This is a genomic window from Faecalibacterium sp. BIOML-A1, from assembly GCF_009679715.1.
GTDB lineage: Bacteria > Bacillota > Clostridia > Oscillospirales > Ruminococcaceae > Faecalibacterium > Faecalibacterium taiwanense.
Genome location: NZ_WKZJ01000003.1, coordinates 129,399 through 156,220 on the forward strand (window position 1 = coordinate 129,399; position 26,822 = coordinate 156,220).

Here is a 26,822-nt window from a genome sequence, read left to right on the forward strand (position 1 = left end):
TTGGACTTCAGGCCATCATGACCCGAAGGGCTGTCCTGTCCGGTATCCTCGTCCTCAAACCGCAGGCGTCGGGATGGTGCAGGGGAAGGTCCTTCCCGTTCAGCCGGTCCGGGGCGATTGCCCCCGGTATCCTCCGTCGGCCCCGGCCTTTGAAAATTCCGTTTGTCCGGTTTCTTTTCGATGATGTATCCCTCCTTTCCAAACCTCGGGCCATTATGGCCCGAAGTGTGTTATGCCCGGTTCATTTCCTGTTTTTTGTCCTCCGGGCGGGTGGTCATAATGGCGTACAGTTCTGTGTTCTGTGGGAAGCGGTCAACAAACGGGATGGTGGTGTTTCCGAAGAACAGCAGCCCTTCGCCGGAATTGGTATGGGTCACATAGGAAAGCTGATGGGGGCTGATCCCAAGCTGTTTGGCTAAAATCTGCCGGTCCCCCTGTGCCTGCGAGAGAAGCACAAGGAAGTCTGAGTTTTCAAAGATGTTCTCGATCTCCGGGCTTGCCAGAAAATCCTTCACGTTCTGCGTTAAAGCACTTGGAACGCACCCTTTTTTTCGCAGCATTTTCCAGATCGCCACACAATAGCTTGCCGTCAGACGGTCACGGAGCAGCACATGAAATTCGTCGAAGTAGCACCATGTAGCGATACCGCGCAGGAAATTCATGGACACCTGCGAGTTTACCAAGTCCTGCATAATGAGCATGGCAATCGTCCGAAGCCCGGCCCCCAGCTTTTTTAAGTCAAGGCATACCAGACGGCGGTTTAAGTCCACATTGGTTTCATGGTTGAATACGTTAAGGGAACCCGACACATAAATTTCAAGGGCCGTTGCCAGCCGCACCGCCTCGCCCTCCGGCTGGGAACAGAGCAGGTCATATAGCGTTTGGAGGGTCGGCATTTTGCTTGTTTCCGGGTTTTGCAAGTGTTCCCGGTACATCTGGCGTACACAGCGGTCAATGACGGTCCGCTCCACCGGCTGCAAGCCATCCTTGCCGCCGACGATCAGCTCCATCAGCGACAGGATAAAGTCGGCTTTCAGCGCCATCGGGTTTTCCTCGTCAAAGCTCAGGTCAATGTCCATCGGGTTGATGTGGTGGGGGCTGTCCGGGGCGATCTCGATGACCTGTCCGCCCAGCCGCTTGATAAGGGGCGAGTATTCGCCCATCGGGTCCACCACAATGATCCGGTCACGGGTGGCAAGGAACACGTTCACAAGCTCTCGCTTTGCGGCAAAGGATTTGCCGGAGCCCGGCACGCCGAGGAACAGGCCGTTGGGGTTTTTGAGCTTTTTCCGGTTTGCCATGATGACGTTATGGGAAAGTGCGTTGAGCCCGTAATAGACGGCTTCGCCATCCATGCGGAGCTCCTGCGTCATAAAGGGAACGAAAATGGCCGTGGAGCTGGTCGTCATGCCGCGCTTGATCTCAATGCCGTTATGGCCCAGCGGAAGGCTGGAAAGAAAACCGTCCTCCTGCTGGAAGTCCAGCCGCTTCAAGGTGCAGTTGTATTTCTGGACGATACCGGACACCGTGAACAGGTCATTGTCCAGCTCCCGGCGGGTCGGGGCCATGTTTACCACAAGGAAGGTCAGCAGGAACATTCTTTCATTCCGGCTCTGTAAATCTTCCAGAAGGGTCTTTGCGTCGTTGCTGTACGTTACAAGATCGGGTGGAAGTATGTCCATGTCGTACCCTGACCGGGCTGCCTTCTTTTGTTCCTCCACCTTCATCTTGTCAATGTCGGAGACTTTGGCCTTGATAGATTTTACGGCGGCGGCCTGATCGACGGTTTGGATATGGAGAGTGATGGTCATTTCCGCGTCCATTTCCAAAAGCTCCGCCAGCAGCTTGTCCGAGAGCTCCGAGGCCAAAATCTGCAAGTAGGAGGCAGCGCCCCAAGTCGTCCCCACCCGGAACAGACGGCTGAAACGAAAATCGAAACTGTCCGGGGCAATAAAGTCTTTGGTGGAAAGCCCGGTTTTGGGGATCATATCCCATGAAAACCGGAAGGGGGAGCCGCTGCCGGGGTGAAGCTGCCCGTGAAGAAGCTCCAGCCGTTCCAGCCCCGAAAGGGAGCGGCACTTGACGCCCAGCTTTTTGAAGTTCCCGCAAATGTCCGCCTCTACACGTTCCAGCCTTGCCCTGGCGGTGGAAAGGTCGTCCACGTTCACGCCGAAGGTCAGGAGCTTTGTGCGAACAATGCCGTTGTTGCTTTTGGCGATCTGGTTTTCCAGCATTTCCACATACTCGCACCGGACGCTGTTGTAATCGTCATCCTGCATGGGGATGTTCACGCTGTACCGGCTGCCCGGGCGGCTTCGGTGGTTGAGGAAGGAAAGCTGGAACGGAAGGCTGCTGTCAAAGTAGTTGAGGCAGGCGCTCCACCCGTCAAAGATGGCCGCCTGATCTTCGGACTGTGCGAGCTGGTAGTTGATGTCCTCGTATTCAATGGTTTTGGTGTAATAGCGGTCCGCTACCCGGCACACCCCGTCCCGGTACATTTCCCGGTAAGGGAGGGTCTGCTGGGCGGTGGTGGGAATGTTCTTTCCTTTCGTGAACAGGCCGATAAGGCCCTGCTTTTCAGGCTTTCTGCCTGCGGGCTTTCCGGCCCTTCTGCTGTTTCGCAATCGGCTGCGCCTCCTTTCTGGCGCTAAGCAGCGCATAGAAGTTTTCGGTTTTGTAAGGCCGCACACGGGGATAGAGGAACCGGGTGCGGATGATGTTTTTCAGCACTTTTTCCAGCGGCAGACCGTCTCGTTCATACATAGCCAGAAAGAAGAACGGGAGCATGAGGCTGATCATCAGGAACATGGCGGCACTGTTCCCGATACTGCCACGGGAAAACAGGTAAGCCGGGAGGCCCACCGCCGCCGCGCTGGAAAAACAAACAAGCTGGCGCTTCGTTAGGTTGAAGGCCAGCTTTGTCTTGATTTTGGAAAGGTCTTTTGGTACTGGCACATAGGCCATTTTGGTACACCTCCTTTACTGCTTCGGGCCAGCATGGCCCGAGGTTATCTTGCGGCCTCTTTGGCCGGGGCTGTGCTGCGGGCAGCTTCGGCGGCCTCTCGTCCGCTCTGCCTTGCCCGCCAGTATTCGGGGTGATACTGCCGGATGGACTGATTGAGTTTTTCTTCAAACTGTCCTTTGTCCTTAATGCGGTCAGGGATTTTCCACAGCTTTTTGTCCAGCAGCTCCCGGAGCACTACGCTTTCCTGTGCGTCCTCCTCATAGCAAATATAGCCCTTGTCCTTGAAGCCGCATTTTTTGGCCGCTGGGGAGAGGACGGCGGCTACCTCGTTTGCCACCATCGTTCCGCCGTGGCTGGCGGTAGATACCAGAAACACCCCTGGACAGAGGGTTTCACAGCTCTGCACCTCGCCCCACGGGGAACTTTTCGGCGCATGGAACATTCCGCCCGTCCGGTTCCGGTCCGCCTGCATGAGCGCCGCATTTTCCAATATGGCGCGAAGTTCCGGGGAAAAATAGGCATATTCCCGCAGGACCCGGGCGGCGTCCCCACCACAGGCGTTCATCAACAGGGTATAGGCATCGCTGTCCGCTTTGGTACAGCGGCCCAGCAGTTTTCCGTCGTAATAGCAGGCCGCGTCATAGCCCGTCCGTTTGCGTGGCATGGTTTCCGCCTCCTTTCTGCTTCGGGCCAGCATGGCCCGAGGTCAACGCTCTGCGCTGCGGCTGGGCTTTTCCTTCGGAGGCCGTTCTGCCTTTGCCTGTTCGGCAGCCGCTTTTCCGGCTTTGAGCTGGTCGCTGATGGACGCACGCCCCACAGAGCCGCGCTCCGCCATCTGTTCCAGCTTTGCCTCATAGGCTTGCAGAACAGCGGTGTTGAGCTGTTCCCGGAACTCCTTTGTGACAGGGTAGGCCATATCCCGGTAGCCGCCTTTGCCGTCTGGCTGGCTGGGCATCCCAAGAAAGAGCCCCTTGCTGCCCTGTACGATTTTCAGATTTTCCACCACAAAGCAGTCATTGAATTTCACGCTGGCAAAGCCCATCAGATTTTTCACAGGTTCGATGACCCGCACGCTTACATCCAGCTTCAACGGTGCGGCCGGGGTGGTGTTTGCAACCTTTTCCTGCATGGTTTCCTCCTTTCCGGCGGGAACAAGGTTCCCGTCCTTGTAGTCATAGCCTTCCGCCCGGAGTGCCGCCAGCGTGTCCGCCGATACGCACCCGGACAGTTTCAGATCGGTTTCCACCATAAAGCGCATGGTGTCTGCTTTAGAAAATTCTTCGGGGAGCTTTCCGTAGAAAGCCGGGTGCGGCTGTCCGTCCGCACCCTGTTTGTAACGCCGAGGCATACCGCCTCCTTTCCGCTTCGGGTCATCATGGCCCGAAGTCTCTTAATGGCAGCCGAAGATGGATTTTGCAAGACTGCCTGTTTTGAATAAGGTAAAACACAGCAGCACCGTATATCCCACACAGCCCCAGATTGCCCCGATGGGGTCGCCGTCGGTGGCGATACTCTGGATCAGCACCGCATAGATGGCGACACAGACCAAGATCAATAGACCTTGAAAGCCCACCGCAAAGAGAGAGCGGAAATAGTTCTGCCCCATGTGTCCGTTTTCCCTGTTGGGGACGGTGGCAAACGGGATAGGCGCTAAACTTGTGAGTAAATAAATTTCAATCATACGGCCATATACGATGACGAAGATCACGATGTTTAAGGCAATCATGGTAAGCTGGATCAGGAAGGATTGTAGCCAGAGTCCGAACAGAGGGCCTAACTCCATCGCTTCAAGCTCTGTCCGCAGACTGTCCAGCACATCCGGCGTGATCTCTGTCCCGTTCTGGATAATGCCCGCTGACTGCTGGATCACATGCTGGCTCACATCAAAGACCGCCAGCACGATATTAAAGGTATTCGTCAGGATCATCACAGCCACAAAGGTTTTGAACACCCACTTAAAAAACATCCATGTGTCAACTTCATGGAGGTTGTTGCGTTCTATGAGCATCTGTATCAGCTCATAAGTCATTACAAAAGTGAGGATGACCCCGGCGATTGGCAAGATGGCAGTTTCAGAGATCTGTCGTATCATGGAAAAGACCCCGGCGTTCCAGTCCGCCGGGGTCGTGCCTACCTGTGTGGCGATCTCGCCAACGCTCTGATTGACGTTATCGAAAAGGCCGTCCAGATTTCCCATGATACCATCGACGAGCAGACCTTTCAGCCATTCAACGATTGCGTCGATGATAAAGTCCATACATCAGCTCCTTTTCTGGAAAAGGGACAACGGGTGACACTTAGCTGAACAGACCGGACAGCAGAGGGATAAGCTGAAGGCCGATCAGAACGACACCGCCGCCCGCCATGAGCTGTTTTATCCCCAATTAGGTGTAAAACTCTGCTCGATGGCGGGCGGCGGCGTACAAAAAATCTATATGGTGTTTTTAAGAGAACCGTCCCGGCGGGACAGGTCAGGCAGTGACCTGTTCCACCTCCGGGATGGGTTTGAGATTAAAATGAATTTCGATAGAAATGTGTCTTGTTTTATCTTCGTCAATGCGCTCATGCACGACGATTTCTTTGATTAAGCGGTTGAGGGTGGCTGCGTCCAGTTCTGTAATGTTGGCGTATTCCTGAATGGCTTCCACCCATTGTTTTGCGTCATTGGCAAGCTGGACTTCATCGGACAGCCGCTTTCTGCCCTCGGACACTTTTGTTTTAAGTTCCGTCTGCTCGGTCTGTGTCTTTTCCAGCATGGTGTTGAAGTTCTGCTCACTGATACGCCCTGCAATCATATCTTCATAAAGCCGCATTACCATTTTGTCCAGAACCTCAATCCGTTCCTCGTCCCTTGTAAGGGAGCGTTCCATTGCTTCCCGCTGTTCCCGCTGCTCGGCTTCACAGGTATTGGTCAGGCGGTCAGCAACCGCTTTCCCGTCCATCAGGGCGGCTCTGGCACATTCCCGGATTTTCCGCAGCACATGGCTGTAAAGGGTGTCATAGTCAATCCGGTGCTGGGTGCAGTGGTTCTTTCCAAAGGCATTGTAGGTCTTGCAGGAATAAATCCGCTGGGGATGTTTTGCGTTTGTGTAGCGTATCGTCAGAGATTTCCCACACTCGCCGCATTTTATCAATCCGGCAAACAGGCTGATTTCATTTGTCTGCCCCGGACGCTGGCGGGATTTCAGCTTGTTCTGCACAATGTCAAAGCTCATGCGGTCAATCAGCGGTTCATGCTGTCCCTCCACCACAATCCAGTCCTCCGGCTTCTTTTCCCCAATCGTTCCGATTTTGAAACGGTAGTCTTTTTTCTGGGAAGCAATCGCCCCGGTGTAGACGGGATTCATCAAAAGATCTTTGATAACGGAGAAGTCCCACATATACCGCCCGTTTTCCGGGTCTTTCTTTTCCCATTTGGTGCGGGTATTGCGAAACCCCCGTTCCCGGTTCCACCATGTAGGGCAGGGGATTTTTTCTTCCTCCAGCCGTCTGCGGATATAGTTCGGACCATGACCGTTCAGGGCATATCCGAAAATCAGCCGCACAATCGGGGCTGTTTCCTCGTCAATGAGCAGATGGTTCTTGTCCTCCGGGTCTTTCCGATACCCAAACGGGGCAAGACACCCGGTAAACTGTCCTTTCTGCGCTTTCAGAAGATAAGATGAATGGACTTTCTTGGAAATATCCTTGCTGTACATCTCGTTCAGGATATTCTTGAACGGGGCAATATCGTTGTTATCCCGCAGAGTGTCGATACCGTCATTCATGGCGATATAGCGGACACCGTTTCTTGGGAAAAAGTCCTCAATCAAATGCCCTGTTTGCAGATAGTTACGCCCCAGTCGGCTGAGGTCTTTCGTGATGACAAGGTTGATTTGCCTGCGCTCAATGGCTCTCAACATTCTCTGTAAATCAGGACGCTCCATGTTAAGACCTGTGAAGCCATCGTCCTGATAGACTGCCACAACCTCCCATCCCTGCTTTTCGCAGTATTTTTCCAGCATATCACGCTGGTTTGCGATACTGGCACTTTCGCCTTGCAGGTCATCGTCCTTTGACAGCCTGCAATAGACCGCTGCACGATACCCTCCGGCAAGTGCCGAACCGATTGTTCTGTATTCCATTTCGTTCATCATAGCCATTTACCCACACAATCCAGACGGTATCTGGCTCTGTTGAACCTCATCTTCATTATACTTCAAATCTTTCTTTTTAGCAAGATATTCTTTTGTATTTGTTTTGCCGTATTTCTGGGAAATCAGGCTGACGAACACATCGGTGGCGTCCAGTTCCCCGTCAAATACGGTTGTCACTTCAATCTTGGTCTTATTTTTCGCCATAGGCAGTTATCCTCCATACATGAAAATAGCCAGACAGAGAACGGTCGGCAACGAAGTCCGGCAACGGGCTTCAAAAGACCTTGCAAACAATCTCAATCTGGCGTTGATTACTATTTATACTTTTCTTTTATTTTTCTGTTGTTTTGGTTGTCAGAGAGGGAAAAAGCCCGGAAATAAGGGATTTTCCCCGGCAACCGGCTCGGCAACGGGATAGCAACGAAGTCGGCAACGGGCTGTCATTTTCAGAATGGAAGCTCCATCTGCTCTGTGACCTCCACAAAACCGTCCATAGATTTTTCGGGCGGGTTGTCGGTGTCCGTTGCCGGGATTTCACGCTCCCAGCCCTTTTGTCTGCCGTATTCCGCAAACATCCTCGGATTGGAAAAGTAGTTCCACCCGGTAATGCACTGGTTCATTATCTCGTTGATTTCCCGGATTTCCCATTGCTTCGGCTCATCAAAGGTGTGGTTTAAGGCTTCCTTGTAGAGCTGCTTGGAGCAGACCGTTTCCCCGGTGTACTTATCAAGGTAAGCCTGTATCATCCCGGCTTTGGTGTCCTCCGGCATAAAATCCCGCTGGTGTTCTTTGAGATACCGCTGCATGGCTGGGCTGAATGACAGCTTGAACATGCCGCTTCGGTAAATCTCCATTGCTTCCGCCCACATCTGGCTGATATAGGCTCTGGAAGCGGCTTCGTCCTCCAAAATGTGAACCTCGGCTTGCTCCGGGTACACCATGACCGGGATAAATCGGCGGTTGCCGGAACGGTCAAGGGGGAGAAAGTCAAGGGCGTTGGAAGTGCCGCCGAACACGCATTGACGGGGGCGGTCTGCCGGGTGAGTTTCATAGGGAATTTTGTAAACCTCTTTCTGGCGGCTTAGAAAGGACTTGATTTCCTCAATGCTCTTGGCATTGGCGGTTGCCATCATTTCCGACATTTCAATTATCCAGTGACCTTGCAGCTTGCGGTACACGTTATCATCGTCCAGCTTCCGCAAATCATCGGAAAACCACTCGTCCCGGACTGCCAGCAGCCGGAAGAAGGTGGATTTGCCAGCCCCCTGACCGCCTACCAGACACAGCATGATTTCAAACTTGCTTCCGGGCTTAAATGCCCTTGTAATCGCCCCCAGCATGAACAGCTTCAAGGCTTCATAGGTGTAATCGTCCACATCAGCTCCCAGAAAGTGCCGCAGACAGAAGCGGATGCGCTCAGTCCCGTCCCATGCAAGGCTGTTCAGAAAATCCCGGATGGGGTGGTACTTATTCTCATTCGCCACAATCCCGATGGCGGTTTCAATCTTTTTCTCACTGGTAAGCCCGTAGGTTTCCTCCAGATAGAGAAGCAGATACTTCATGTCCGTATCGGTCAGGGCTGTGCTTTCTCTGTGAAAACCGATGGGCTTTATGATGTCCTTGCGGTCGGTCAGGATGTTGTAGGCGATTGCCCCGGCAAGCACAGGGTCACGCTGGAATACGGTCAGGCAGTTCCGTATGCTCTGGCGGACGCCGCCTTTCTCGGTGGTTTCCAGAGTTGCCTTTACTTCCTCAACGCTCTGGGGCGGCTGCATGGCGTTCATGGTGTTTTTTAGTTCTTGCTGCGTCTGCGGCTGCAAGCTCTGCCATTCGCTGTTCAAGCTGTATCACATCCTTTCCGTAGTCCATAATCAAAACCGCTTTTTCCTCTGTCTCCCCGAACAGCAGCACATCCAGCAGATATTCCACATGGGCTTGCTTCTGCAAGGCTTCCACGAACCGGGGATGAAACGCTTCCTCCGGGGAGTGCGGGGCATAGTCGGTTTTCCATACCCGTAAGAGGTGTAGATAATCGGCAAGGACACGGAAGCAATGTGCCTTTGCTTCCCGGAACTGTTCTTCCGGGGATTTCTGCCGGGGCTTGGGCTTCCTTGCCCTGCCCGGTGGCTTCCAGTCCTCATAGGCAAGCCCGAAGTCACTCGCCAACTGTGCGGCGGCTTCCTTTTTCCCCAGCCCGTACAGGGCAGCTACAAAATCAATCACATCCCCATCTGCACCACATCCGAAGCAGTGGAAACGCTTGTCCAGCTTCATGCTGGGGGTCTTATCGTTGTGGAACGGGCAGCAAGCCATCCCGTTTCTGTTTACCCGGATTCCGTAATGCTCCGCAGCCTGTCTTGTCGTAACGGACTGCTTCACAGCTTCAAATACATTCAAATCAATTCCTCCTTGTAAAAAAGAAAAGGCACTTATCATTCTCAATCTGAAAATGACAAGTGCCTGTTAAAGTTCCATATCCTGTTGTTTGTGTTTCGTCTGCGCCGGGGCGTTTTTCTGTGCTTTCTTCTCGTCAGCCTTATCCTGCAAGACTTCTTTGAGGGGCTGCTTCTTGGGCGGCTCTTTGCTTTCCTCTGTGCCGGGTGTGGCTTTCCGTACCCAGTAGCGGATGTCCCGCAGCTTCTTCAAATCTTCCTGCACCTCGGTCAACGGTACTTTCAAGTCTGCGATTTCGCCCACAAGCTTCGCCTGTTCCTGCAAAAGCTCCTTTTTCGTGCTGTCCTTATCATCCGGGTGCTTGGCAAGGTAGGCACTGGCTTTCTCAAACCGGGCAACCTCCGGGTGTTCCAGCTTGAATTTTTCCTTAGTTTTCTTGAAAAATATCTTCTGGTATTTCTCATAAACGGGCTTACATTCCTTACAGTCCGTCCGGGCGGCAAGGATAGCGTCAATCACGTTGCTGCGGGTTTCCTTTGGCTTCATCTGCTTTCGGTAGTCGGCGGCAGATTTCCCGGACGTTTCTATAAAGTTTTCCAAATCCTCCACGGTGGAAAGTCCCTTTCTCTGAAGATAGGACAGGGCTTCGCTGACTGCCTTTAAGTCTTTGGAAGTTCCACGGTTTTGTCCCGCCCGTGTCCAGTCGCTCCGTTCTGCCTTTCGTACCTCCATGTACTTCATCAACAGATTGGGAAGAAATACCGCTTCCTCCGCAGCTTTTTCCGCAAGCAGTTCTTTTCGTTTTTCACTAAGCTCGATAATCCAGCCTTTGAGATTTTTAATAAGCTGCCGGATAGACTTCATCAGGCTGTTGGCGGCTTTGATTTCCCGGTTCAGATTTCCGATGTTGGTCTGAATCCCTCGCTTTTCCATCTGCCGGACAGCAGCACCCTCATGGACGGTAGGGATAATATCAAGCCCCTGTCTTTCATAAGAACGGAGATCCACCCGCTCCGGGCGGTTGTTGGCTTCCAGATAGCGGTTCTGGATGATCTCCCATTCATGCCGCCAGATTTCACAATACTTGCGGTCGTTCCAGTCAACCGTATCTTCCTTGTGACTTTTCCATCTGCCGGACGGAAGTTTTATCCGTTCCCCGTTCTCGTCAAGGTCATAAACCTTGCGGCTCTTGGGAAGCCATTTCCCATGTTCATCCATTGCCCGCATAGTCAGCATGACATGAGCGTGAGGGTTTCCGTCCCCTTTGTCATGGATGGCAAAATCCACGCACATTCCTTTGGAAACAAACTGCTGATTGCAGAAATCCCGGACAAGGGCGGCGTACTGGTCGGGCGGTATCTCTCTGGGAATGGAAAGCACCCACCGCCTTGCAAGCTGGGAGTTCCATTGCTTCTCAACAGCTTCGGCGGCGTTCCATAAGGTATTGCGGTCTGCATACTCTGGCGGGGCATTTGCCGGGAGCAGGATTTCATTATGGACGATACCACGCTTTTCTGGGTAGTGCTTCACTTGCTGGTCGTATTCACAGAACAGCTTTTCGCCGCTTTGGTAAGCAGCGGCGGCAACAGCAGACTGGCGGTTGCTACGCTGGACGATGGAGATTTGATTGTGTGGACAGGGCATTTAGTGTTCCTCCTTTCCGATTTTAGGTATAAAAAAAGCAGGAGACCTTTTTCAGATTTCCTGCTTGGTGTGCCGCTGGGGGCGGCGGGTATTTAGTTAAAATTCAAGATTACTTAACTTTATAATAGTTTTCTATTGCCTGTGCAAAGAAATCAGAAGCCCCTTCACCGTATTTTTCGTCTATCATTGGTTTGATTTGTTCATTGCGGTAATACTGCGTCTGTGCCATCATAAAGCCTTTTTCTTCTTTTATCTGGGCAAGCTGTTTCATAACAAAGCCATATTCTCCAACAAGCTCTTTTACTTCAAAAGAATCTATGTCACAATTCTGTTTTGCAATCAGTTTTTGCAAAATCGCTTCTATCCGTTTGTTATAGCTTTCTGCAACTTCTTTGCTGACGGGAGTTCGGGCAACAGACAGAAACTTGTCCTTTCCACCATACCATTCAACTACCTTTGCATAGCCTTTCTGCATTTCTTCCGAAGATACGACTTCCATATAATGCTTTTTCCATTGTTCAATGCTACCAAATTCTTTAATTGCAATGTTTCTCATATTCTCCGGCATATGCTCAAGCATGGTTTGGAACATTTCTTCTACTTCTGTTTTGGTAAAAATTGTAAAATCCATTTTGTTCTCTCCTTTCAGAATGTCATCAATGCTGGCAATCAGACGTTCCATTCGTTCTTTCTTTGTTACCAACATTTTTCGCTGTACTTGTAGAATCTGATTTCTTTCAAGAGCCGGATTGTCCAAAACAGCTTTGATTTCTTTCAAGGAGATATCAAACTCACGGAAAAATAAAATCTGTTGTAATGTTTCCAGTGCCTTATCGTCATAAAGCCGGTATCCCGCATCACTTTTTTCTGTTGGCTTTAACAACCCGATTTCATCATAATAGTGAAGCGTGCGAACGCTGATACCTGTTAAATCTGATATTTCTTTTACTGTCCTCATAGCTGCTGACCTCCTGTTCCTGATAAGGTAACTTTAATCTATGACGTTCCGTGAGAGTCAATAGGCATTTTCATTTTTTAGTATAACATTTTTCATTTCTTCTCAAAAGACAGAAAACTGATTCTGTAAAACTTGTCGGCTGGGAACAGCTTGCAACGCAAGGTGTCCCCAGATGGCAAGTCCACAAAAGGGTAGCTGGCGAAAGCCAGCGCAGGGGAAGTGTAGCGTCCCCTGTTTGATTTGGAGCAGTCCGTGGCTGCGGAAAATCACAGCCCTCCGGCGAGGAGCCTTCGGAGAACGCAATGCACCAACCTTTGGGTGGTGTATAATTGCGCCCTTAGTAAACTAAGGGGTTTCCAGCTTCTCCCGTTCCAGCAGGTTTTTCAATAGTTCCTGCGTGTCCTGCCTGTGAAAAATGAGTTTCAACAGCAGCATGACATCATCATCTGTCAGGCGTTCCGGCTCTTGCAGAAAACTTTCCAGCATACCGCCACGAGTACAGAGCCGATGCGTCCGTTCCTTTCGGGTAAGCTGCTTCAACTGGTGCTGCAATGCCTTTTCATCATTGATGGCTTTCCGCAGTTTCTTTTCGCTTTTTTCCAACTCCCGGTTGAGCTTTTCCAGTTTTGAGGTATCAGGCAAGGGCAGCGTCCTCCTTTCCCGGTATCAGCACATAAATCCTGTTTGGTTCTCCAATGCCCTGACGCACCCGCATGATAAGTCCGGCGGTTTCCAGTTCATTCAGAGAACGCTTGACCGTCATGGGGCTGCGGGACAGGACTGCGGCAATGGCTGTGATGGGGAAGCAGACAAACAGGATTCCGTTCTCGTCCTCCTTCCCTTTGGATAGCATAGCGTCCAGCATCCGGCAGTACATGACCTTTGCGGTGCTGCTGACTGGAAATCCTGTCAACGCTCTGGGAAATGGCATACAGGGCGGTAATGGTGTGTCTATCGTCATAAATTCAAAATTCATTCGGTGTGTTCCTCCTTTTTCTTTGCTCGTTTGGATAAATAACAGGGGCAGTCAATCACAACCGCCCGGAAGCTCTGCTTGCACCCATGCTGGCATTTCCGGCATAATTCGTTGTAAGTGACACGCCCCCGGTCATTGAGGTAAAAGGAAAGCTCATGCTTCCTCTTTTTGCTCATTCTCGGCATATTGTGTTTCCTCCCGTTTTAGTGTATGGTCTCGGGGCGATTTTCGGCAAAATTACAGCCATAGAGCCGCTTAAAATCTCCCGAAGTATCAGCGATAGGGTAGACTATCCCCCTATCAGATTGTCGTGTTTCGGTATCATTTCGGTGTCAGTTCGCCAGTTCTCCCCGGTGTCGTTCCTCCCCTGAATCTCACAGCGGCGTATCGCTCCCTTTGGTACGCTCGTTTCGGTCAGGGTTCCTCCATATCCCTGCCAAAATTCATGGCGCTACATCGCCGGGGAAGCATATCCCACACAGGCTGGTCATTCGATTGGAATAATCCATCGATGAACTACCTGTATCATAGAACATTTTTGTGCCCTGTGCCGTATGTCCACAAAGTAGGAATTAAGGGTAAAAATCAGAAATTTCCACGATTACGGAAAGTGTGATATAATCCAGATAAGCGGCAGCAATGAAACCGTTGGAAAGGAGCGTGTGCCCATGAAAGGAGCAACAAGCATACAGGAACGCCTTTGGGAACTCCGCAAGGACAAAGGCTTAAATCTGGAAGAACTATCAAAACTAACGGGTATTTCTAAATCAGCCCTTGGCAGTTATGAAAAAGAAGATTTTAAGGAAATCAATCATGGCAACCTTATCACGCTGGCAGACTTCTATGGGGTTTCCGTCGATTATCTGCTGTGCCGGACAGAGAACAGGGAGCAGATCAACACGCCACTGACGGAGCTGCATTTGAACGATGAAATGGTTGCACTTCTGAAAAGCGGACGGATCAACAACCGTCTGCTCTGCGAACTTGCCACCCATAAGGACTTTATCAAGTTTCTTGCGGACATTGAGATTTATGTGGATGGGATTGCCACCATGCAGATTCAAAACCTCAACACCCTTGTCGATACTGTCCGGCATGAAATCATAGAACGGTATCGCCCTGGCGAAGATGACCCACATTTGAAAGTGCTGCAAGCCGCCCATATCAGTGATGATGAATATTTCAGCCACATGGTTCTGGATGACCTAAACCTGATTATCCGGGATATTCGGGAAACCCATAAAAAGGATAGTGAGAGTGCGCCCCAGACCACTGTTGCCAATGAACTGAAAGAAAATCTGGAAGCGGTCGAAAATTTCAAGGGCAGCCGTTTGGAAAAACTGGCAGTGCTTTACTGCAAGCAGCTCGGTATCAACTACAAAAATTTATCGGAAGAAGAATTTCGCTGGCTTATTCGGATTCTCCAAAAATCAAAGAAAACGGGAACGCCTATCAACCAGAGGAAAAAACGGTAAAGGAAAACCGCTGTTGCATGGTTTGTTGGATTCCATGTAGCAGCGGTTTGTGCTGTGGTTATTACTTCATTCGTTTTCTTAATATTCGGCGATAATTTGTTTCTCCCTTTGGTGCGTCCTGTATAATTTCCAACACACCATCTTCAAGCATTTTATCAATGCGATTGGAAATCCATACATCACTAATTCCAAGTTGATATTTTCCTAAAACATTACCTATGACAATAGCCATTTTGAATTGCTCTGGCTGTTCCGCAATTTCACGAAGAATGAAACTATCATATATATCTTCTGAAACGCTTTGCAATTTACCATTTAACATTGCACGCAAAGGTGCATTTTCATTTTGAAGTTGATTCCATTTCATAGCACAAGCTGAAAGAAATACAGGATTAGCTTTCTCTTGTAGAGTTATATAGTTTCCCCATTCGCCAGGAGAGACCTCGCCCCATGCTATTTTGGATGTCATAGTATTTTCTTTTCCATATTCCCATGTAGGTAACTTAACCAAATAAATTGTTGTCTGGCAGTTTAAGGGTTGAAGTTGTTTCATAAGCCAATACATACCACAAAGCTCATCTGGATTATAGCTATACCAAATGCGAATTTCTTCCCCAGCTACATATCGTTCAATCACTGAGGTCAATGTAGTTTTAATTTTCTGTATTTTTTCTTCAACCTGATAATCTAAATCCTCTACAAAGCAGACAGACAGCATTTTCTTGAAAACATTTTTCCGCTGTTCGCCAATTCCATTATCAGAAATATCTCCCACACTAAGAGCCATATCAAAACAATAAACATCACAGCTCTTGCCTCCCAATGGAATAGCATTCTCCCAAGCAATGCGTTCTTGTTCCTGTGCTTGAAGCTGTGCTTTTTTCATTTCATCTGAAGATGGAACACTCCCGTCTTCATGCCTCATAAATATTGAAACAGCACTTCCTCTATACTTTCCCTTGCCGTAAGTTTGGGCAATTTTCAAACTTCCACAGGCACTTTCACCAAATACAATTTCAATCATCTTATATACCTCCGATTTAATTGCTCCCGTTATGAATAAATCATCTCATGCAAAACAATTTCTTCTGCCCGGTTATGAATGTTATTGCAACGCTGCACCCATTCCATTTGGTGGGTACGCTTCAATTCCTCGGTTACGCCCTCGGCAGTTTTCATCTGCTCCATGATGGTGTCTAACCGTTCCTGTGCCTGTTCGTTCAGGTCTGCAAGATATGTCCACAATTCCCCGGTCAGTATCAATGTATTCAATCTGGCTGGGTGGACTTCCCTTAAATATTCCCGGTGCATCCGTCCGTACTTTCCGATAGGGCGGTGTTCCTCCGGCAGTTTCAAGTCCGGGATGTAATAATCTCCGACAAGGATATAATCAATTCCGTTTTCCGTTATTCTTGGTTTCAATTCGCTCATGTTCCTTACCTCCTGTGGAAGCAGGCTCGTCTGGTACTAACTCAATCACATCGGTAATCTCACAATTCAGCGTTTCGCAGATACGGGCTAATGTATCCATGCTGATGTGCTTTCCCTCTTTGCTCATGTTGGCAATCATATTTGTTGTCATACCAGCGGCAAGCCTTAAATCCTCTTTTCTCATATCACGCTCTAACAGTGTGTGCCAGAGTGGTTTATAGCTGATGTGCATATTGTTTTCCTGCCTTTCTATCCATACCACCGGGGCGGCTGCCCCGGCAGGAACTTTTCTCTTATTATAGCACCAATCTTGTGAAATCACAATTTATTCTTGTAGCCTGCCGCTGATACCGTCTGGATTGTGCTCTTCCTTTCGTTTTTTGTTCCAACTAATTAGCCATGAACTGCTTAATGCCCTGGCTTTTTGCCGCAGGGTTGTCCGACCCGTAACCTTCCAGAAGGTTGATGACGCCCCATACCGCCAGACCAGCGCCAAGAGCCATGACCAGAATTTTAAGAATGTCGATTGCCTGATTGAAAAATTCCATATACGTTCCTCCATTTTGTTTGTTTGATGGTTTCGGGTACAAAAAAAGCCGCCCACATCGGCGGCGCTTCGGGTCATCATGGCCCGAAGTTACACAAACTCGTCGCTGTCCAGATCATCGAAATTCAACAGGTCAGCTTCTTCGTCCGTGTCGGAGCCGTCCACTTCGTACACCGTGTATTCGTCCTCCGGCTTTAGTCTCAATGGCCGGTGGCGGAACAGGCTTTCCAAGCGGAAGGCGTTTTTCTTTTTATCAAATTCGGCTGTGTACTTGTAATTCGGGTGCTTTTTCAAGTCATACTTCGGGGACAGGAAGGGTGGGAGCCCCCGAAGCTGCAAGATACATTTATCCCCGGGCATGGTGGTGATCTCGCTGGTGGTCATCAGTTCCCGGCCAAGCCGCTGCATATTCTGGCTGTAACTTTCAGACTGCCCCCGGCTTCGGCCCTCGGTCTGCATGGAGATGGTGGCCTTGCCCAGCCAGTTTTCCGAAATATCCTTTAGGGTGGAAGCCTCCCGGCCTCCGAGGAACACGATACTGTCCATGTTTCCCATGATGGTTTCGGAATGGTCTTTGTACAATGCCTTGCACTGGCTCATAGCCTGATAAAAGAGCGTTAGACTGATCTCCCGTGAGCGGATGACTGCCACGATCTTTTCCAGCCCCGGCACCTGCCCGGTGTTGGCAGCCTCGTCCCACAGCACCCGCACATGGTAGGGCAGACGCCCGCCATAGGTGTTGTCAGCCCGTTCACACAGAAGGTTGAACATCTGCGAGAAAGCGAGGGCAACCAAAAAGTTGTAGGTGGTGTCCGTGTCGCTGATAAGGAAGAACAGCGCCGATTTTTCGTCCCCCAGCTTATCAAGCTCCAGCTCGTCATAAGACATGATCTCCCGAAGCTGGGGAATATCAAAGGGAGCCAGTCTTGCACCGCAGGAAATCAAAATGCTTTTGGCTGTCTTGCCGCTGGCGAGCTTGTATTTCTTATACTGCCTCACGGCGAAGTGCTGGGGGCTGCGGCGTTCCAGCCCGTCAAACATATAGTCCACCGCATTTTTGAAGGTTTCGTCATCCTCCCGGACTTCCATGCTGTTTATCATTTCCACCAGCGTATTCATGTTGCGTTCTTCTTCCGGCCCCTCAAAGACGATGTAGGCCACAAGGGCGCAGTACAAGAGGGTTTCGGCTTATAGTGATAGGTAATCCTTTGAAGTAATCGCTAGATTTTCCCCCACTCCACACCGGACATGCGACTTTCACCGCATCCGGCGTTCCATCGATTGTGTTATCAGGCATTTAATCAATCACCAATAGAAAGTTTTTTTTAGATTGCTACCAGTTTTGCAGCAGTACGCAGGCTGTTGATTTTGGTCAGTTGTTTTCTTGTTACAGTCAGTTGCTTGCACATGCTCTTGAGAGCGGCAGCGTCTTGGTCGGTCAGCAAAGGAAGATACCGCCTATGGAGCAGCACCAGATTGCTGTATCGCTCCTGGCCGCCTTGCTCCTTTGGAACCTTCATGTGACACACGATGCTGTCCGGATTCAGAAACAACTCGCCGCTGACGGAACACTTGCCCTTTTGGGCAGACAGCAGGGAGAGCCTGCAATCGGCATATTCCATGCTGTAGTTTTGTGGCGGATGTTCCCGCAGATATGCAAACAGGGTCGTATCCATCTCCAGATTATCGTGTATCTTTTTCCGTCCCGCCGGAGAGAAGCAGCAGACGGCGGCGCTGATACCGATTGCGGTTTTATACTTGATGAACGCAATGGGGTAGATTGGTCGGTTGATACCGGACACATACCGCACCATTTGGGAAGCACCGTAGTGCTCCTTTTCGCTGTCCGTCATGGCACCGCCCTCCCGGGCGAGCTGGCAGCCGGATTCCGTGTTCAAACGGTTGGTCAGCACTGTCATGACTCTGCGGTGGATTTTTCGGCAGTCCAGACTGATACAGGTAGCAATCCTGTAGTAGTTCTGGATGCCCAGCACCATTTCGTCAAACAAGCCAATTTCATCCGACTGTGTTCGCCCTTGGGCTGGTTTTGCGATGCGCTTTGCCTGTTCCACCAGCTTGCTTTCTTCCAAGTGTAGCTTTTTGTCACAGATATGGGACTTCACGACATACTTTTCACCCTTGCGGTACACCATGATTTTGAAACCAAGGAACTCAGAATATCGCTTACGGACGTTGACAATGCGTGTTTTCTCGGGAGAGACTTCCAGTTTCAGTCGCTCGGTAATCCACCTTGTAACAGCCTCCATGGTTTTCTCCGCGTCCTCACGATTTCGGCAGAAGATACGGAAGTCATCCGCATAGCGCACGATGAACATTTCTTTGAGATTGCTGTTCCGCATTTTCTGGTATCCCTTGCTCTTGTCAAAGACCTCAGAGGTGCGGATGGTGCGCCATGTTCCGCAGCGGTTTGCTACGGGGTGTTCCGTCCATTGGCTGTCAATCCAGTGATCCAGCTCATTGAGCACCACGTTTGCCAGCAGCGGGGAGATAATCCCACCCTGCGGTGTTCCTTTTGTTGGATATACCGTGCTGCCATCCGGCATACGAATAGGCGCTTTCAAAATCCGCTTGATTACGAATAGAAGCTGCTTATCCTGGATACCCAGCGCCCAAAGCTGTCGGATTAGTTTGCTGTGGTTCACATTGTCAAAGAATCCCTTGATGTCAAACTCCAAAACATAGTGTAAATGCGCCCGCTGTAACAGGGAGTAAGTACGGGAGATTGCGTGCTCCACTGACCGATTCGGGCGGAACCCATAGCTGTTGTTGCTGAACTTAGCTTCACAGATGGGTTCCAGGATTTGTTTGATGCATTGCTGCACCAATCTGTCCCAGATGCATGGAATACCCAGCGGCCTGGTTTTTCCGTTTGGCTTTGGGATGTCCTTCCGGCGCACTGGTTTGGGACGGTAGCCGTGTTCGCTGCCTGTGACAATTTTTCTGACCTTACCGATGACCTCAGCCGGTGGAAGCCGTCCAATGTCACCGATATTCTGCTTATCTGTTCCTGCTGTGTAGCTGCCTGTGTTGGTTTTGATATTCCTGTATGCCAGCATGATGTTGTCCGGGCTTAGGACCAGTTCCATCAGGCCGTTGAATACTTCTCCGGCTTTGCTTTTGGCATACAGTTCGTCAAATGTCTGCTGCATACCGTAATACTCGGCGTGCCGCTGGGCGTCCATACACAGGACTTTTTTCCTTTCTTTTGGCATAAGGCATCACCTCCCGTTTGAGAAAAGTGACCCTTTTGGTCTTACTCGAATCCTTATGATTGGATTGAATAATGCCTGTTTCCACAATTCGACTTGTGACCATTCCTCCATCCCCATTACAGGGACTTCTTCGGTTCGATCACTACTTTTCAGCAGCGGTTCACCTGCTTATTGTTCTTCGTCAGGTTCTTCCTTAAGGAAGCCGCTGCCTTTCCTCGTTCCGGTAATCCTATCTGTGCATTTATACCTTTAGGTTTCCACTATGAGCCTGCCAGCTGGGATGTGCCTGTAACACAACATGGTCGTTCGCAGGGCCAATTTCTACTAAACCACACCGGCTGCGCTTAAACGCACCCATACATTTCTATATGGTCTTCTTATAGACCCGTACATTCGCGGATTCGTCAGTTCGCCCGCTACGGCGAACATTCTAACCATGGGTATTTTGTGGACCCTTGGCATATAGGCAACACAGTCTGCCTCCAGACCGCTTTCGGCCGCCGTTGGCGGTGGCTACGGTTGCTCTCAGCCGTTGTCGTGGGGCTTCGTACACTGGCTTTGCTGCCGATGCACGCCCACCGAGGGCAGGCGTTTCAGGGCGTTACCCCGTCATTCCACCTGTCGAATTACCAGTTATCCAAACAACGGTATTTTGTTGTTTGTCCGCTGACTTTTTACCGTCAGCGAACGAGTCGCACTGGTCCAGAACTCGTCGCCCTCCTTGCCGTCGCCTTTGGTGTTGGCGATCAGAGCAGTAACGAATTTCAAAACATCGCTTTCCGTCTTGATATAGGCCAGCGGATTGTAGTGCATGGATTTTGAAAAGTCGATACTGTTGAACACCCGCACCCTGTATTTCTCCCGTTGCAGGAACCGCCCGCACTGATCGAGGGTGCCGCCCTTCGGGTCTACCACCACATACGAGGAATGAGCTTGAAGGAGCTGCGGGGTCAGCCAGAACCTTGTCTTACCCGAACCGGACGAGGCGATGACACAGGCGTTTAGGTTCCGGGCATTGGCGGGTATTTTCGGACGGGTGTTCATGGTCAGGAACTCCGTCCCGGTCAGAATGACATTGTTCTGAAATTTAGGGTCTACAAACGGCTTTATATCCTCCTTTGTTCCAAAGCGGGCGGTGCCGTACTCCGCATCCCGCCGGAATTTTTTCGCCTGCCTGATCTTTGACTGTATCAGCAGATACACCCCAGCCGCACCGGCAAGGCCCACCAGCAGGTCAATACCGCCCAGCCCCGGCCAGTAGGTTTCAAAGGCTTTGGGGAAGGTATCGAGCATCCCCATGAGCTTTGTCCCGAAGTCTGTGCCGGGGGCGATCCGGTAGGCCGCCCCGATTTTGGAGAAGAACCAGAACACAAAGAGGTACGGCAGGTTTGGGAGCACATATTTTCTGATCTTGTCACTCAACGTCCGTCCTTCACCGCCTCTCTGGTCCGCTGCTTTTCCTTTGCCTGTGTCCTGATCTGCTCCGTGAATTTCCGAAGCTGGCCGAGGATGGAAGCCTTGTCCTGCTCTTTGTTCAGCACCTTTGCGCTGTACTTCTGGAAGGCCGCCGTGATAGCGTCCGCCTGATTGGCTTTGAAAAACAGCAGGTAATGACCGGGGCTCACTTTATGGAAAGCGTAGTCCACATGGAACTCCTTCGCGATCCGGTCAAAATCCTTTGGAGCTCCCACATAGGGCATGGCACTTTTGCCGCCATAGTGGTTCATCAGCTTTTTCACGCTCTGGCGTCCCTGCGGGGTCAGCGCCTTCCGGTGGTGCTTTTGCAGCGCCCGAACCACCTTGCCAAGAGCGGCAGCCAGCACTTTTCCTGTGAGCTTCGTTGTCCTGATCGAAAGGGCAACCGTTTTTTGGTTTACTTCTTCCTGCATAAAACCTCCTTTCCGTCGGGGTTCCCGCTATCCGGGAGGCCCCCGTACAGTCTCGGGGAACAGAAAACCTCGGGCCAATGTGGCCCGAGGCTTACCGCTCGGCATCCCTGCCGGACGGGGCTTTCTTTTCCGGCTCCGTCTGGACTTTTTCGCCCTGTTCCCGCATGGTTTGCAAGATAGAGGGCTTCTTTTGAAGCTGGGAAGGATTTTCGCCGGACAGCGGCTTGATACATTCCAAGCGGTCAGCCGCCCGGATGGCGTTGTCCGTGAGCTGCCTCTGCCATGCGCCCACGCTGGGAGCCCAACGAAAGCCGCTGCTTTTCAGCTCGGCCCGGGTGTCCGCGTCAGGCTTTCCGTCAAAGAACACCTGCAAGCGGTTGTCCTCCCGGTTCATTTCCACACGGCCCCCATCGAACTCCCAGCCGGAAAATTCCTGCTGTGCCTGTTTGGAAAGCTGTTCGATACGGGCCTTTACCCGGCGGATCTCCGCATTGTTGTTGGTAAGCTGGTAGCTTTCAAAGGGCCTCGGGTCGCTTCGCCAACTTGACGCCATGCTTGCTTTCAGCTTTTCAATCTGGTCCGGCGACAGCAGCGCACAGCCGTCCAGCTTGCCATGCTTGCGGTAATAGGCGTTGACCTCCTTCATAATGAGCTGGGAGCGTTCCAGCCCGTCCAGCTTCTTCTGGAGCTTTTCAATCGCTGCCGGGTCATCGGCGCTGATCCCGCCCATGCCGGTGCTGCGTATCTTATCCAGCAGCCCTTGAATATGCCGCCATTCCTCCATGTTGCTGTCCCGCGCCCGGTTCTGTTTTTCCTTCTTTCCCACCGGGAAATTGGCAGGTCCGGCGATCATCACAGAGGGAACCCTCGCGTCAATGGCAAAGCCTTGGTTCATGTTTTCGGCCAGCTTGCGGGCGTAGGTGTCTAACAGATGGTCGATCTTCTCATGGTACATGGGGTCCACCCGGGATTTCTGCTTTTCCGCTATGGCGGCGGCCTTGTCCACCATTGCCCGGTATTCCGCCGTTGCGCTCCCTTCCTTGTAGTCGGAAAAGCTGTTCATTTCTTTTGCCCGGCGGGCGGCTCCTTCATTGATAGGATAATAGTTGATGGTATGCACCTCCTTTATGCTTCGGGCCATGCTGGCCCGAAGTCTTACCGTTCTTCATGAGAAGGCCCCGCCTTGTCCTTTTTCGGAGCGGGTGGGGCTTCTTGAAACCGTTTGAGTGCAGCGAGAATGGAGTGGACAGGCTCGGCCTTTTCAGGATAGGCAAATATCCGGTGTTCCGGCGGAATGTCCTGCGGCCCGTGGTAATACTCCTTGAAGCCCTCCGGGACTGCCGACACGTACCCACCGGGAGCGAATACGCCGCCCTCGTTGATACGCACATCCCGCCCGTATGCCTCATAATCGAAGTAGTTCTGAATGTGCTCCGGTATGTCGATGGTCCCAAGCTCGTCGGCGTAAAGACGGCCCAGCCCTTCATCATCAGAAATATCCGGGTAAAAGCGGTAAAGGTCAAGGTTCTGGGTCAGGTTTATCAAATCCTTCACGCTCCGTGTGTGGTTTCCCAAGACAAGAGCGGCTTCAAAGGTTTCCAGTCCGCCCTTATCCCGTACTTCCAGCAGGGCGTGGCCCAGCTCGTTCAGCTCGTCGATGTTCTCACATTCGTAGAGATGATCGTAGAGCCCCAGCACATCACTGTCAAAGCTGGTAAAGAACACTTCGCTGTACCGTTTCCCGTCTATCCCGATTTTGGCAAGGGCGGCCTGCAACTCCTGTGTCGTCATGGGGAAATGTACCGTTGTCCCTACCTCGATCCCCATTAAGGGGTATAGGGCTGTATTGGTTATATAGGCTTCAAACATGGGCTCATTCCTCCTTTCCGGCCCGGTCAGCCAGCACCTCATAAATCCCGGCCATAATGTAATCGGCGCAAGGGAGGGCAATCGCGTTTCCCAGCGCCTTGTAGCGTTGCAGAGGCCGGATCTCCACGCCGTCCGCCCCGTACTTTGTCCAGCCCTCCGGCAGCCCCATCAGCCGTTCGCTTTCCGTTTCCGTCAGAAAACGGATACAGCCGCCCTCCGGGTCGCCCTCATACCAGAAGGCAAAGGGCGTTACATCACTGGCTAAAAGAGTGGGAAAAGGGTCAGTTGGTAATCCGAAGCTGTTTCGGAAGGCCGTTTCTTCCTGCCTTTTTGCCGCTCCCCGCATACGGAAGCACTGAAAGGGGTGGATGACTGGTATCTGCCGCCCTGTTTCAAAAGAAGCTGTTCGATCTCCTTCGGCGGCGGCCCGCCCGCCCTCTCCGCAAGGCGGAGGAAGTGGGAGCATTGGACGGGGCTTAAATAGTATGTCTGCGGCACGTCTGCCTCCAAAATCCGCCACGACGAAAATCCGCTGCCTTCGTGCCAGCCTTCGGGAGCCTGCCCAATACTGGGCGTCCATGAGCCGCCAGCACACATCAGGCGTTCCCCCTCGCACCATTCCGGCGTTTCCCCATCTTCCCGAAGGAGGCATTGGAACTTCGGTGTCCGAGAAGGCGGATAGGACGGCTCTAAAGTCCATCCGGTCATTTGTAGAAAACGCTCCCATGACGTTTTCCCAAACAGCGATAGCTGGATATAGGTTATCAGTAGCATCCCTCATTTCCTGTATGATACGAAACGCCTGATAGAACAGGCTTGATTTTGCCCCGGCAAGGCCGGAGCGGTTGCCGATCAGAGAAAGGTTCTGACAGGGAGAGCCGAAGGTAATTACATGGACCGGCGGGATTTTCCCGCCGTCCACCTTCGTAATATCCCCCAAATGCACCATGTCGGGAAAGTGCCTTTTGGTTATGGAGATGGGCGCTTTTTCAATCTCGCTGGCCCAGACCGGACGGATACCGCACCGGGAAGCAGCCAGAGGGAACACGCCGATTCCGTCGAAAAGGCTCCCCAGCTTAATGTCCGGCATGGCCCGGGGTGCCGTGTCCCTTCACGGCAAGCACCCCTTCCAGTGTGGTCGCCGCAATGCCCAGCCGCCCGGCAACCGCAATATCGTTTTTTACATCCTCGTCCATAGCGCTGCCGCAGACGATCAGGGTGTGGGAGCGCCGCAGCATATCCCGGCGCATATCAATCCCGGCCTTGTGTTCCTCGGGAACGCTGTCATTCAAAAACAGCGGCAGATACAAGAGCGGGCAGATCGGGGAAAAGCCCGCCTCATAAGCAAGGCGGCAGTAGTGGGCCGCCAGCTCCATATCAACATCCGGCTCGCCGCTCCATGCGGCGGTCAGGTATGCTAAAGGTCGTTTCATTGGTTGAACCTCCATTTCTGTTTTGGTTTAGGGAAAAGCAAGGTATCGCCCAACCCCTCCGCCCCTTCCCCCGGGAAGGGGAACGGCTCTGGAGAATTTATATCCCCGTCGCTTGATCGGGAAAAAGCATAACCGGGAGAAATCCGTCAAGGGTGCCTCTGGCACCGCCTGCGGCGGCGCTGCCCTTGACTGATTTTCCCGGCTATGCTACGGAATAACTGGCGACGGGGAATAATTTATATCTCCAGAGCTTCGGGGCGCGGGGCAGAGCCCCCCAATCCTCGGGCCACGTTGACCCGAAGTTTCGGCTTACTTTTCCTGTTCGTTTTTCTTCTCTGGCTTTTCGTGTTCCTTCTGCTGGCCCTTCCAGTCGTCCAGCAGCTTGATAATTTGGTCCTTCATTTCCCTCGGCGTAGTTTCCTTGCCGAAATACTTGCTCAGTTCCGCACCTGTCAAAATCACTTTGTCTACCTCCTTTTTGTCCTCCATCATAATGCCGTCAATCACATCCCCGTTGAGCAGCTTCTTTTCGTCCAGTTCACGCATACGCTTTGCCTGCGCCTGCGAAGGAGAGGACTGCTGGCTGTCAATGGCAACGGCGATATAGTTCTGGTTCTTTTTGCTGACATAGGAAAGCTCCACCGCCGTAGTAAAGCCCAGCTTTTTTTCATCCATCAGCTTCATCAGGTCGGGAACCAGCTCATTGAGACGGATATACCGCTGCACCTGCTTGACCGCCATCTTATTGCGCTCGGCCACGATCTCGTTGGAGCGTTTGCCAGCGTCCTTCGGGTCAATCTGGCCCGAAGTGCGGGAGCCCTGGTGCTTGATGGCCTCAAGCTGCATTTTCAAGGCTTTGGCCCGCTCACTGGGGAGGATTTCTTCACGCTGGTTCAGATTATCCTCGACCATCTGGGTGATGGCTTCATCATCCGTCAGGTTTCGGACGATACAGGGCATATCCGTATATCCGGCAAGCTCGCTGGCTTTCTGGCGGCGGTGGCCGGACACGATCTCATAGCCGCCATCCTCACGGGGACGGACGATAGCGGGCTGGGTCACGCCCTTGTCCTTGACGCTGGACACCATAGCCCGCATTTCTTCATCATCCCGAACCTCAAAGGGATGGTTCTTGAAGGCGTGGAGCTCGTTCAGCTTGATATAGACAATCTGTTCCTTGCCCCGGCGTGGTGCATCCTTCGGTTTTTCGGGTTCCTTCGGAGCGGGAGCGGCCTGTACCGTTGGAGCCGTTTTTTTCTCCGGTTTCTTTTTGACCGCCTTTTCCGGTTTCTGTGCAGGAGCTTTGGGCTTCGGGGTTGCGGCCTTGTCCTTATCTGCTTTCGGGGGACGGCCCCGGCGCTTCGGCTGTTCCGGCTCTTTGGGTTTTTCCTCCGCTTTCTTCGGAGCCTCCGGCTGCTTTTCCGGTTTCTCCGCTTTTGCCGGGTCAGGCTTTTCCACGCCGGGAGCTGCCGCCCGTTCCTCGGCTTTCTTTTCCTTCATAATTTCAGCGAAGTTATAGACAGAAACCTGCGGGTTCTTTACCTCCGGTTCCGTCTTTTTTTCCGGCTCCGGGGAAACGGAAACCTTCCCCGGCTCTTTTGGGGGAGCGGGAGGTGTTTCCTTGCCCGGCCCGCTATCCGTTACCGGCTGTTCCGGCATTTTTGTGGTTTTATCATCTGCCATAAGCATTTACCTCCTGTTTTTTGGCATGAAAAAAGGGGCTCAACTTTTCAGTCAAGCCCCCGTGGGAAGTTCCTCCTTTCTCCGCCATGATACAAAAATACCGCCCGTAGTCTCGTTTGGGCGGTACTTTGTGTAAGATTGGCAGTCCATTATTAAGTTTTTTATTATGTTCCCTTTGTACACCGTTGC

General features: G+C 51.7%; 27 protein-coding genes and 2 pseudogenes. 1 reads left to right on the plus strand and 28 read right to left on the minus strand.

The genetic code is table 11. From position 1 onward, the window contains the following. Nucleotides 1-230: 230 nt before the first annotated feature. The 15 genes and pseudogenes from GKG36_RS04835 to GKG36_RS04910 all read right to left on the minus strand — a co-directional run bounded on the left by GKG36_RS04835 (nt 231) and on the right by GKG36_RS04910 (nt 13,258). Nucleotides 231-2,498 (minus strand): VirB4-like conjugal transfer ATPase, CD1110 family, encoded by a 2,268-nt coding sequence (locus GKG36_RS04835; protein ID WP_025543441.1) that lies wholly within the window; start codon nt 2,496-2,498, stop codon nt 231-233. A gap of 79 nt (nt 2,499-2,577) precedes the next feature. Next, nucleotides 2,578-2,964 carry a PrgI family protein gene (locus GKG36_RS04840; protein ID WP_154259476.1) on the minus strand — a complete coding sequence of 129 codons (387 nt, stop codon included), beginning with the start codon at nt 2,962-2,964 and terminating at the stop codon, nt 2,578-2,580. A gap of 44 nt (nt 2,965-3,008) precedes the next feature. Continuing rightward, the gene (locus tag GKG36_RS04845) at nt 3,009-3,662 is read right to left on the minus strand and encodes a hypothetical protein (protein ID WP_050005645.1); all 654 of its coding nucleotides are present in this window, start codon (nt 3,660-3,662) and stop codon (nt 3,009-3,011) included. Between the two features lie 9 nt (nt 3,663-3,671). Next, nucleotides 3,672-4,313, minus strand: coding sequence for a septation protein SpoVG family protein (locus tag GKG36_RS04850; RefSeq protein ID WP_015567066.1), 642 nt, complete (start codon nt 4,311-4,313; stop codon nt 3,672-3,674). A 42-nt stretch (nt 4,314-4,355) separates the two neighbouring features. Next, nucleotides 4,356-5,222, minus strand: coding sequence for a VirB6/TrbL-like conjugal transfer protein, CD1112 family (locus GKG36_RS04855; RefSeq protein WP_007887863.1), 867 nt, complete (start codon nt 5,220-5,222; stop codon nt 4,356-4,358). A gap of 40 nt (nt 5,223-5,262) precedes the next feature. Beyond that, nucleotides 5,263-5,346: pseudogene (locus tag GKG36_RS04860) on the minus strand (Maff2 family protein); the annotation flags it as partial. 90 nt (nt 5,347-5,436) lie between these two features. Continuing rightward, complete coding sequence (locus tag GKG36_RS04865; RefSeq protein WP_154259478.1) at nt 5,437-7,107, minus strand: recombinase family protein; 1,671 nt, start codon at nt 7,105-7,107, stop codon at nt 5,437-5,439. Then, nucleotides 7,108-7,305, minus strand: coding sequence for a hypothetical protein (locus GKG36_RS04870; protein ID WP_002595176.1), 198 nt, complete (start codon nt 7,303-7,305; stop codon nt 7,108-7,110). Between the two features lie 242 nt (nt 7,306-7,547). After that, nucleotides 7,548-8,885: a virulence-associated E family protein gene (locus GKG36_RS04880; RefSeq protein WP_008394605.1), complete on the minus strand. Its 1,338-nt coding sequence runs from the start codon at nt 8,883-8,885 to the stop codon at nt 7,548-7,550. After that, nucleotides 8,854-9,498, minus strand: coding sequence for a CHC2 zinc finger domain-containing protein (locus tag GKG36_RS04885; RefSeq protein WP_025544160.1), 645 nt, complete (start codon nt 9,496-9,498; stop codon nt 8,854-8,856). Before GKG36_RS04885 ends, GKG36_RS04880 begins: the two co-directional genes overlap by 32 nt. Before the next feature lie 66 nt (nt 9,499-9,564). Then, nucleotides 9,565-11,139: a MobQ family relaxase gene (mobQ, locus tag GKG36_RS04890; protein WP_025544159.1), complete on the minus strand. Its 1,575-nt coding sequence runs from the start codon at nt 11,137-11,139 to the stop codon at nt 9,565-9,567. A 109-nt stretch (nt 11,140-11,248) separates the two neighbouring features. Beyond that, complete coding sequence (locus GKG36_RS04895) at nt 11,249-12,097, minus strand: MerR family transcriptional regulator (RefSeq protein WP_025544158.1); 849 nt, start codon at nt 12,095-12,097, stop codon at nt 11,249-11,251. Between the two features lie 345 nt (nt 12,098-12,442). Next, complete coding sequence (locus GKG36_RS04900) at nt 12,443-12,739, minus strand: DUF3847 domain-containing protein (RefSeq protein ID WP_154259480.1); 297 nt, start codon at nt 12,737-12,739, stop codon at nt 12,443-12,445. After that, on the minus strand, nt 12,732-13,073 hold the full coding sequence (locus GKG36_RS04905) for a DeoR family transcriptional regulator (RefSeq protein ID WP_005924748.1): 342 nt from the start codon (nt 13,071-13,073) through the stop codon (nt 12,732-12,734). Before GKG36_RS04905 ends, GKG36_RS04900 begins: the two co-directional genes overlap by 8 nt. Continuing rightward, entirely contained in the window at nt 13,070-13,258 is a 189-nt protein-coding gene (locus GKG36_RS04910) for a hypothetical protein (RefSeq protein WP_117536679.1), read from the minus strand. Before GKG36_RS04910 ends, GKG36_RS04905 begins: the two co-directional genes overlap by 4 nt. A gap of 483 nt (nt 13,259-13,741) precedes the next feature. Between GKG36_RS04910 and GKG36_RS04915 the strand changes: the two genes are divergently transcribed. Beyond that, nucleotides 13,742-14,548, plus strand: coding sequence for a helix-turn-helix transcriptional regulator (locus GKG36_RS04915; protein WP_117814525.1), 807 nt, complete (start codon nt 13,742-13,744; stop codon nt 14,546-14,548). 61 nt (nt 14,549-14,609) lie between these two features. On the opposite strand, the gene GKG36_RS04920 is transcribed toward GKG36_RS04915, so the two are convergent. The 13 genes and pseudogenes from GKG36_RS04920 to GKG36_RS04980 form a co-directional block, all read right to left on the minus strand. After that, entirely contained in the window at nt 14,610-15,572 is a 963-nt protein-coding gene (locus GKG36_RS04920) for a DUF3658 domain-containing protein (RefSeq protein ID WP_005927687.1), read from the minus strand. A gap of 29 nt (nt 15,573-15,601) precedes the next feature. Further along, nucleotides 15,602-15,979 (minus strand): TnpV protein, encoded by a 378-nt coding sequence (locus GKG36_RS04925; protein ID WP_005927690.1) that lies wholly within the window; start codon nt 15,977-15,979, stop codon nt 15,602-15,604. Next, nucleotides 15,939-16,211 carry a helix-turn-helix domain-containing protein gene (locus GKG36_RS04930; protein ID WP_002593556.1) on the minus strand — a complete coding sequence of 91 codons (273 nt, stop codon included), beginning with the start codon at nt 16,209-16,211 and terminating at the stop codon, nt 15,939-15,941. Before GKG36_RS04930 ends, GKG36_RS04925 begins: the two co-directional genes overlap by 41 nt. 157 nt (nt 16,212-16,368) lie before the next feature. Further along, nucleotides 16,369-16,527, minus strand: a complete 159-nt coding sequence (locus tag GKG36_RS04935) for a Maff2 family mobile element protein (protein WP_003500126.1) — start codon at nt 16,525-16,527, stop codon at nt 16,369-16,371. 89 nt (nt 16,528-16,616) lie between these two features. Further along, nucleotides 16,617-17,714: pseudogene (locus GKG36_RS04940) on the minus strand (TraM recognition domain-containing protein); the annotation flags it as partial. 137 nt (nt 17,715-17,851) lie between these two features. After that, on the minus strand, nt 17,852-19,759 hold the full coding sequence (gene ltrA / locus GKG36_RS04945) for a group II intron reverse transcriptase/maturase (RefSeq protein ID WP_154259482.1): 1,908 nt from the start codon (nt 19,757-19,759) through the stop codon (nt 17,852-17,854). Between the two features lie 633 nt (nt 19,760-20,392). After that, complete coding sequence (locus GKG36_RS04950) at nt 20,393-21,181, minus strand: type IV secretory system conjugative DNA transfer family protein (protein WP_154259484.1); 789 nt, start codon at nt 21,179-21,181, stop codon at nt 20,393-20,395. Beyond that, entirely contained in the window at nt 21,178-21,648 is a 471-nt protein-coding gene (locus GKG36_RS04955) for a PcfB family protein (RefSeq protein WP_012741698.1), read from the minus strand. The genes GKG36_RS04950 and GKG36_RS04955 overlap by 4 nt, the downstream gene beginning before the upstream one ends. 91 nt (nt 21,649-21,739) lie before the next feature. Beyond that, nucleotides 21,740-22,789, minus strand: a complete 1,050-nt coding sequence (locus GKG36_RS04960; protein WP_154259486.1) for a hypothetical protein — start codon at nt 22,787-22,789, stop codon at nt 21,740-21,742. Nucleotides 22,790-22,803: 14 nt separating this feature from the next. Further along, nucleotides 22,804-23,517, minus strand: coding sequence for an antirestriction protein ArdA (locus GKG36_RS04965; RefSeq protein WP_005927704.1), 714 nt, complete (start codon nt 23,515-23,517; stop codon nt 22,804-22,806). A gap of 4 nt (nt 23,518-23,521) precedes the next feature. Then, nucleotides 23,522-24,607, minus strand: coding sequence for a DNA cytosine methyltransferase (locus tag GKG36_RS04970; RefSeq protein WP_154259488.1), 1,086 nt, complete (start codon nt 24,605-24,607; stop codon nt 23,522-23,524). After that, complete coding sequence (locus GKG36_RS04975) at nt 24,594-24,950, minus strand: hypothetical protein (protein ID WP_055194555.1); 357 nt, start codon at nt 24,948-24,950, stop codon at nt 24,594-24,596. Before GKG36_RS04975 ends, GKG36_RS04970 begins: the two co-directional genes overlap by 14 nt. A gap of 309 nt (nt 24,951-25,259) precedes the next feature. After that, complete coding sequence (locus GKG36_RS04980) at nt 25,260-26,639, minus strand: ParB/RepB/Spo0J family partition protein (protein WP_154259491.1); 1,380 nt, start codon at nt 26,637-26,639, stop codon at nt 25,260-25,262. Nucleotides 26,640-26,822 lie beyond the last annotated feature (183 nt).

Coding starts and splice junctions, on each gene's coding strand:
- GKG36_RS04870 (WP_002595176.1), bottom strand. CDS start 7,305: ATGGCGAAAAATAAGACCAAGATTGAAGTGACAACCGTATTTGACGGG.
- GKG36_RS04845 (WP_050005645.1), bottom strand. CDS start 3,662: ATGCTGGCCCGAAGCAGAAAGGAGGCGGAAACCATGCCACGCAAACGG.
- mobQ (WP_025544159.1), bottom strand. CDS start 11,139: ATGCCCTGTCCACACAATCAAATCTCCATCGTCCAGCGTAGCAACCGC.
- GKG36_RS04855 (WP_007887863.1), bottom strand. CDS start 5,222: ATGGACTTTATCATCGACGCAATCGTTGAATGGCTGAAAGGTCTGCTC.
- GKG36_RS04920 (WP_005927687.1), bottom strand. CDS start 15,572: ATGATTGAAATTGTATTTGGTGAAAGTGCCTGTGGAAGTTTGAAAATT.
- GKG36_RS04840 (WP_154259476.1), bottom strand. CDS start 2,964: ATGGCCTATGTGCCAGTACCAAAAGACCTTTCCAAAATCAAGACAAAG.
- GKG36_RS04955 (WP_012741698.1), bottom strand. CDS start 21,648: ATGCAGGAAGAAGTAAACCAAAAAACGGTTGCCCTTTCGATCAGGACA.
- GKG36_RS04915 (WP_117814525.1), top strand. CDS start 13,742: ATGAAAGGAGCAACAAGCATACAGGAACGCCTTTGGGAACTCCGCAAG.
- GKG36_RS04880 (WP_008394605.1), bottom strand. CDS start 8,885: ATGAACGCCATGCAGCCGCCCCAGAGCGTTGAGGAAGTAAAGGCAACT.
- GKG36_RS04835 (WP_025543441.1), bottom strand. CDS start 2,498: ATGTACCGGGACGGGGTGTGCCGGGTAGCGGACCGCTATTACACCAAA.
- ltrA (WP_154259482.1), bottom strand. CDS start 19,759: ATGCCAAAAGAAAGGAAAAAAGTCCTGTGTATGGACGCCCAGCGGCAC.
- GKG36_RS04960 (WP_154259486.1), bottom strand. CDS start 22,789: ATGGCCCGAAGCATAAAGGAGGTGCATACCATCAACTATTATCCTATC.
- GKG36_RS04980 (WP_154259491.1), bottom strand. CDS start 26,639: ATGCTTATGGCAGATGATAAAACCACAAAAATGCCGGAACAGCCGGTA.
- GKG36_RS04850 (WP_015567066.1), bottom strand. CDS start 4,313: ATGCCTCGGCGTTACAAACAGGGTGCGGACGGACAGCCGCACCCGGCT.
- GKG36_RS04865 (WP_154259478.1), bottom strand. CDS start 7,107: ATGGCTATGATGAACGAAATGGAATACAGAACAATCGGTTCGGCACTT.
- GKG36_RS04895 (WP_025544158.1), bottom strand. CDS start 12,097: ATGAGGACAGTAAAAGAAATATCAGATTTAACAGGTATCAGCGTTCGC.
- GKG36_RS04935 (WP_003500126.1), bottom strand. CDS start 16,527: ATGGAATTTTTCAATCAGGCAATCGACATTCTTAAAATTCTGGTCATG.
- GKG36_RS04965 (WP_005927704.1), bottom strand. CDS start 23,517: ATGTTTGAAGCCTATATAACCAATACAGCCCTATACCCCTTAATGGGG.
- GKG36_RS04925 (WP_005927690.1), bottom strand. CDS start 15,979: ATGAGCGAATTGAAACCAAGAATAACGGAAAACGGAATTGATTATATC.
- GKG36_RS04975 (WP_055194555.1), bottom strand. CDS start 24,950: ATGAAACGACCTTTAGCATACCTGACCGCCGCATGGAGCGGCGAGCCG.
- GKG36_RS04910 (WP_117536679.1), bottom strand. CDS start 13,258: ATGCCGAGAATGAGCAAAAAGAGGAAGCATGAGCTTTCCTTTTACCTC.
- GKG36_RS04905 (WP_005924748.1), bottom strand. CDS start 13,073: ATGAATTTTGAATTTATGACGATAGACACACCATTACCGCCCTGTATG.
- GKG36_RS04970 (WP_154259488.1), bottom strand. CDS start 24,607: ATGCCGGACATTAAGCTGGGGAGCCTTTTCGACGGAATCGGCGTGTTC.
- GKG36_RS04930 (WP_002593556.1), bottom strand. CDS start 16,211: ATGCACATCAGCTATAAACCACTCTGGCACACACTGTTAGAGCGTGAT.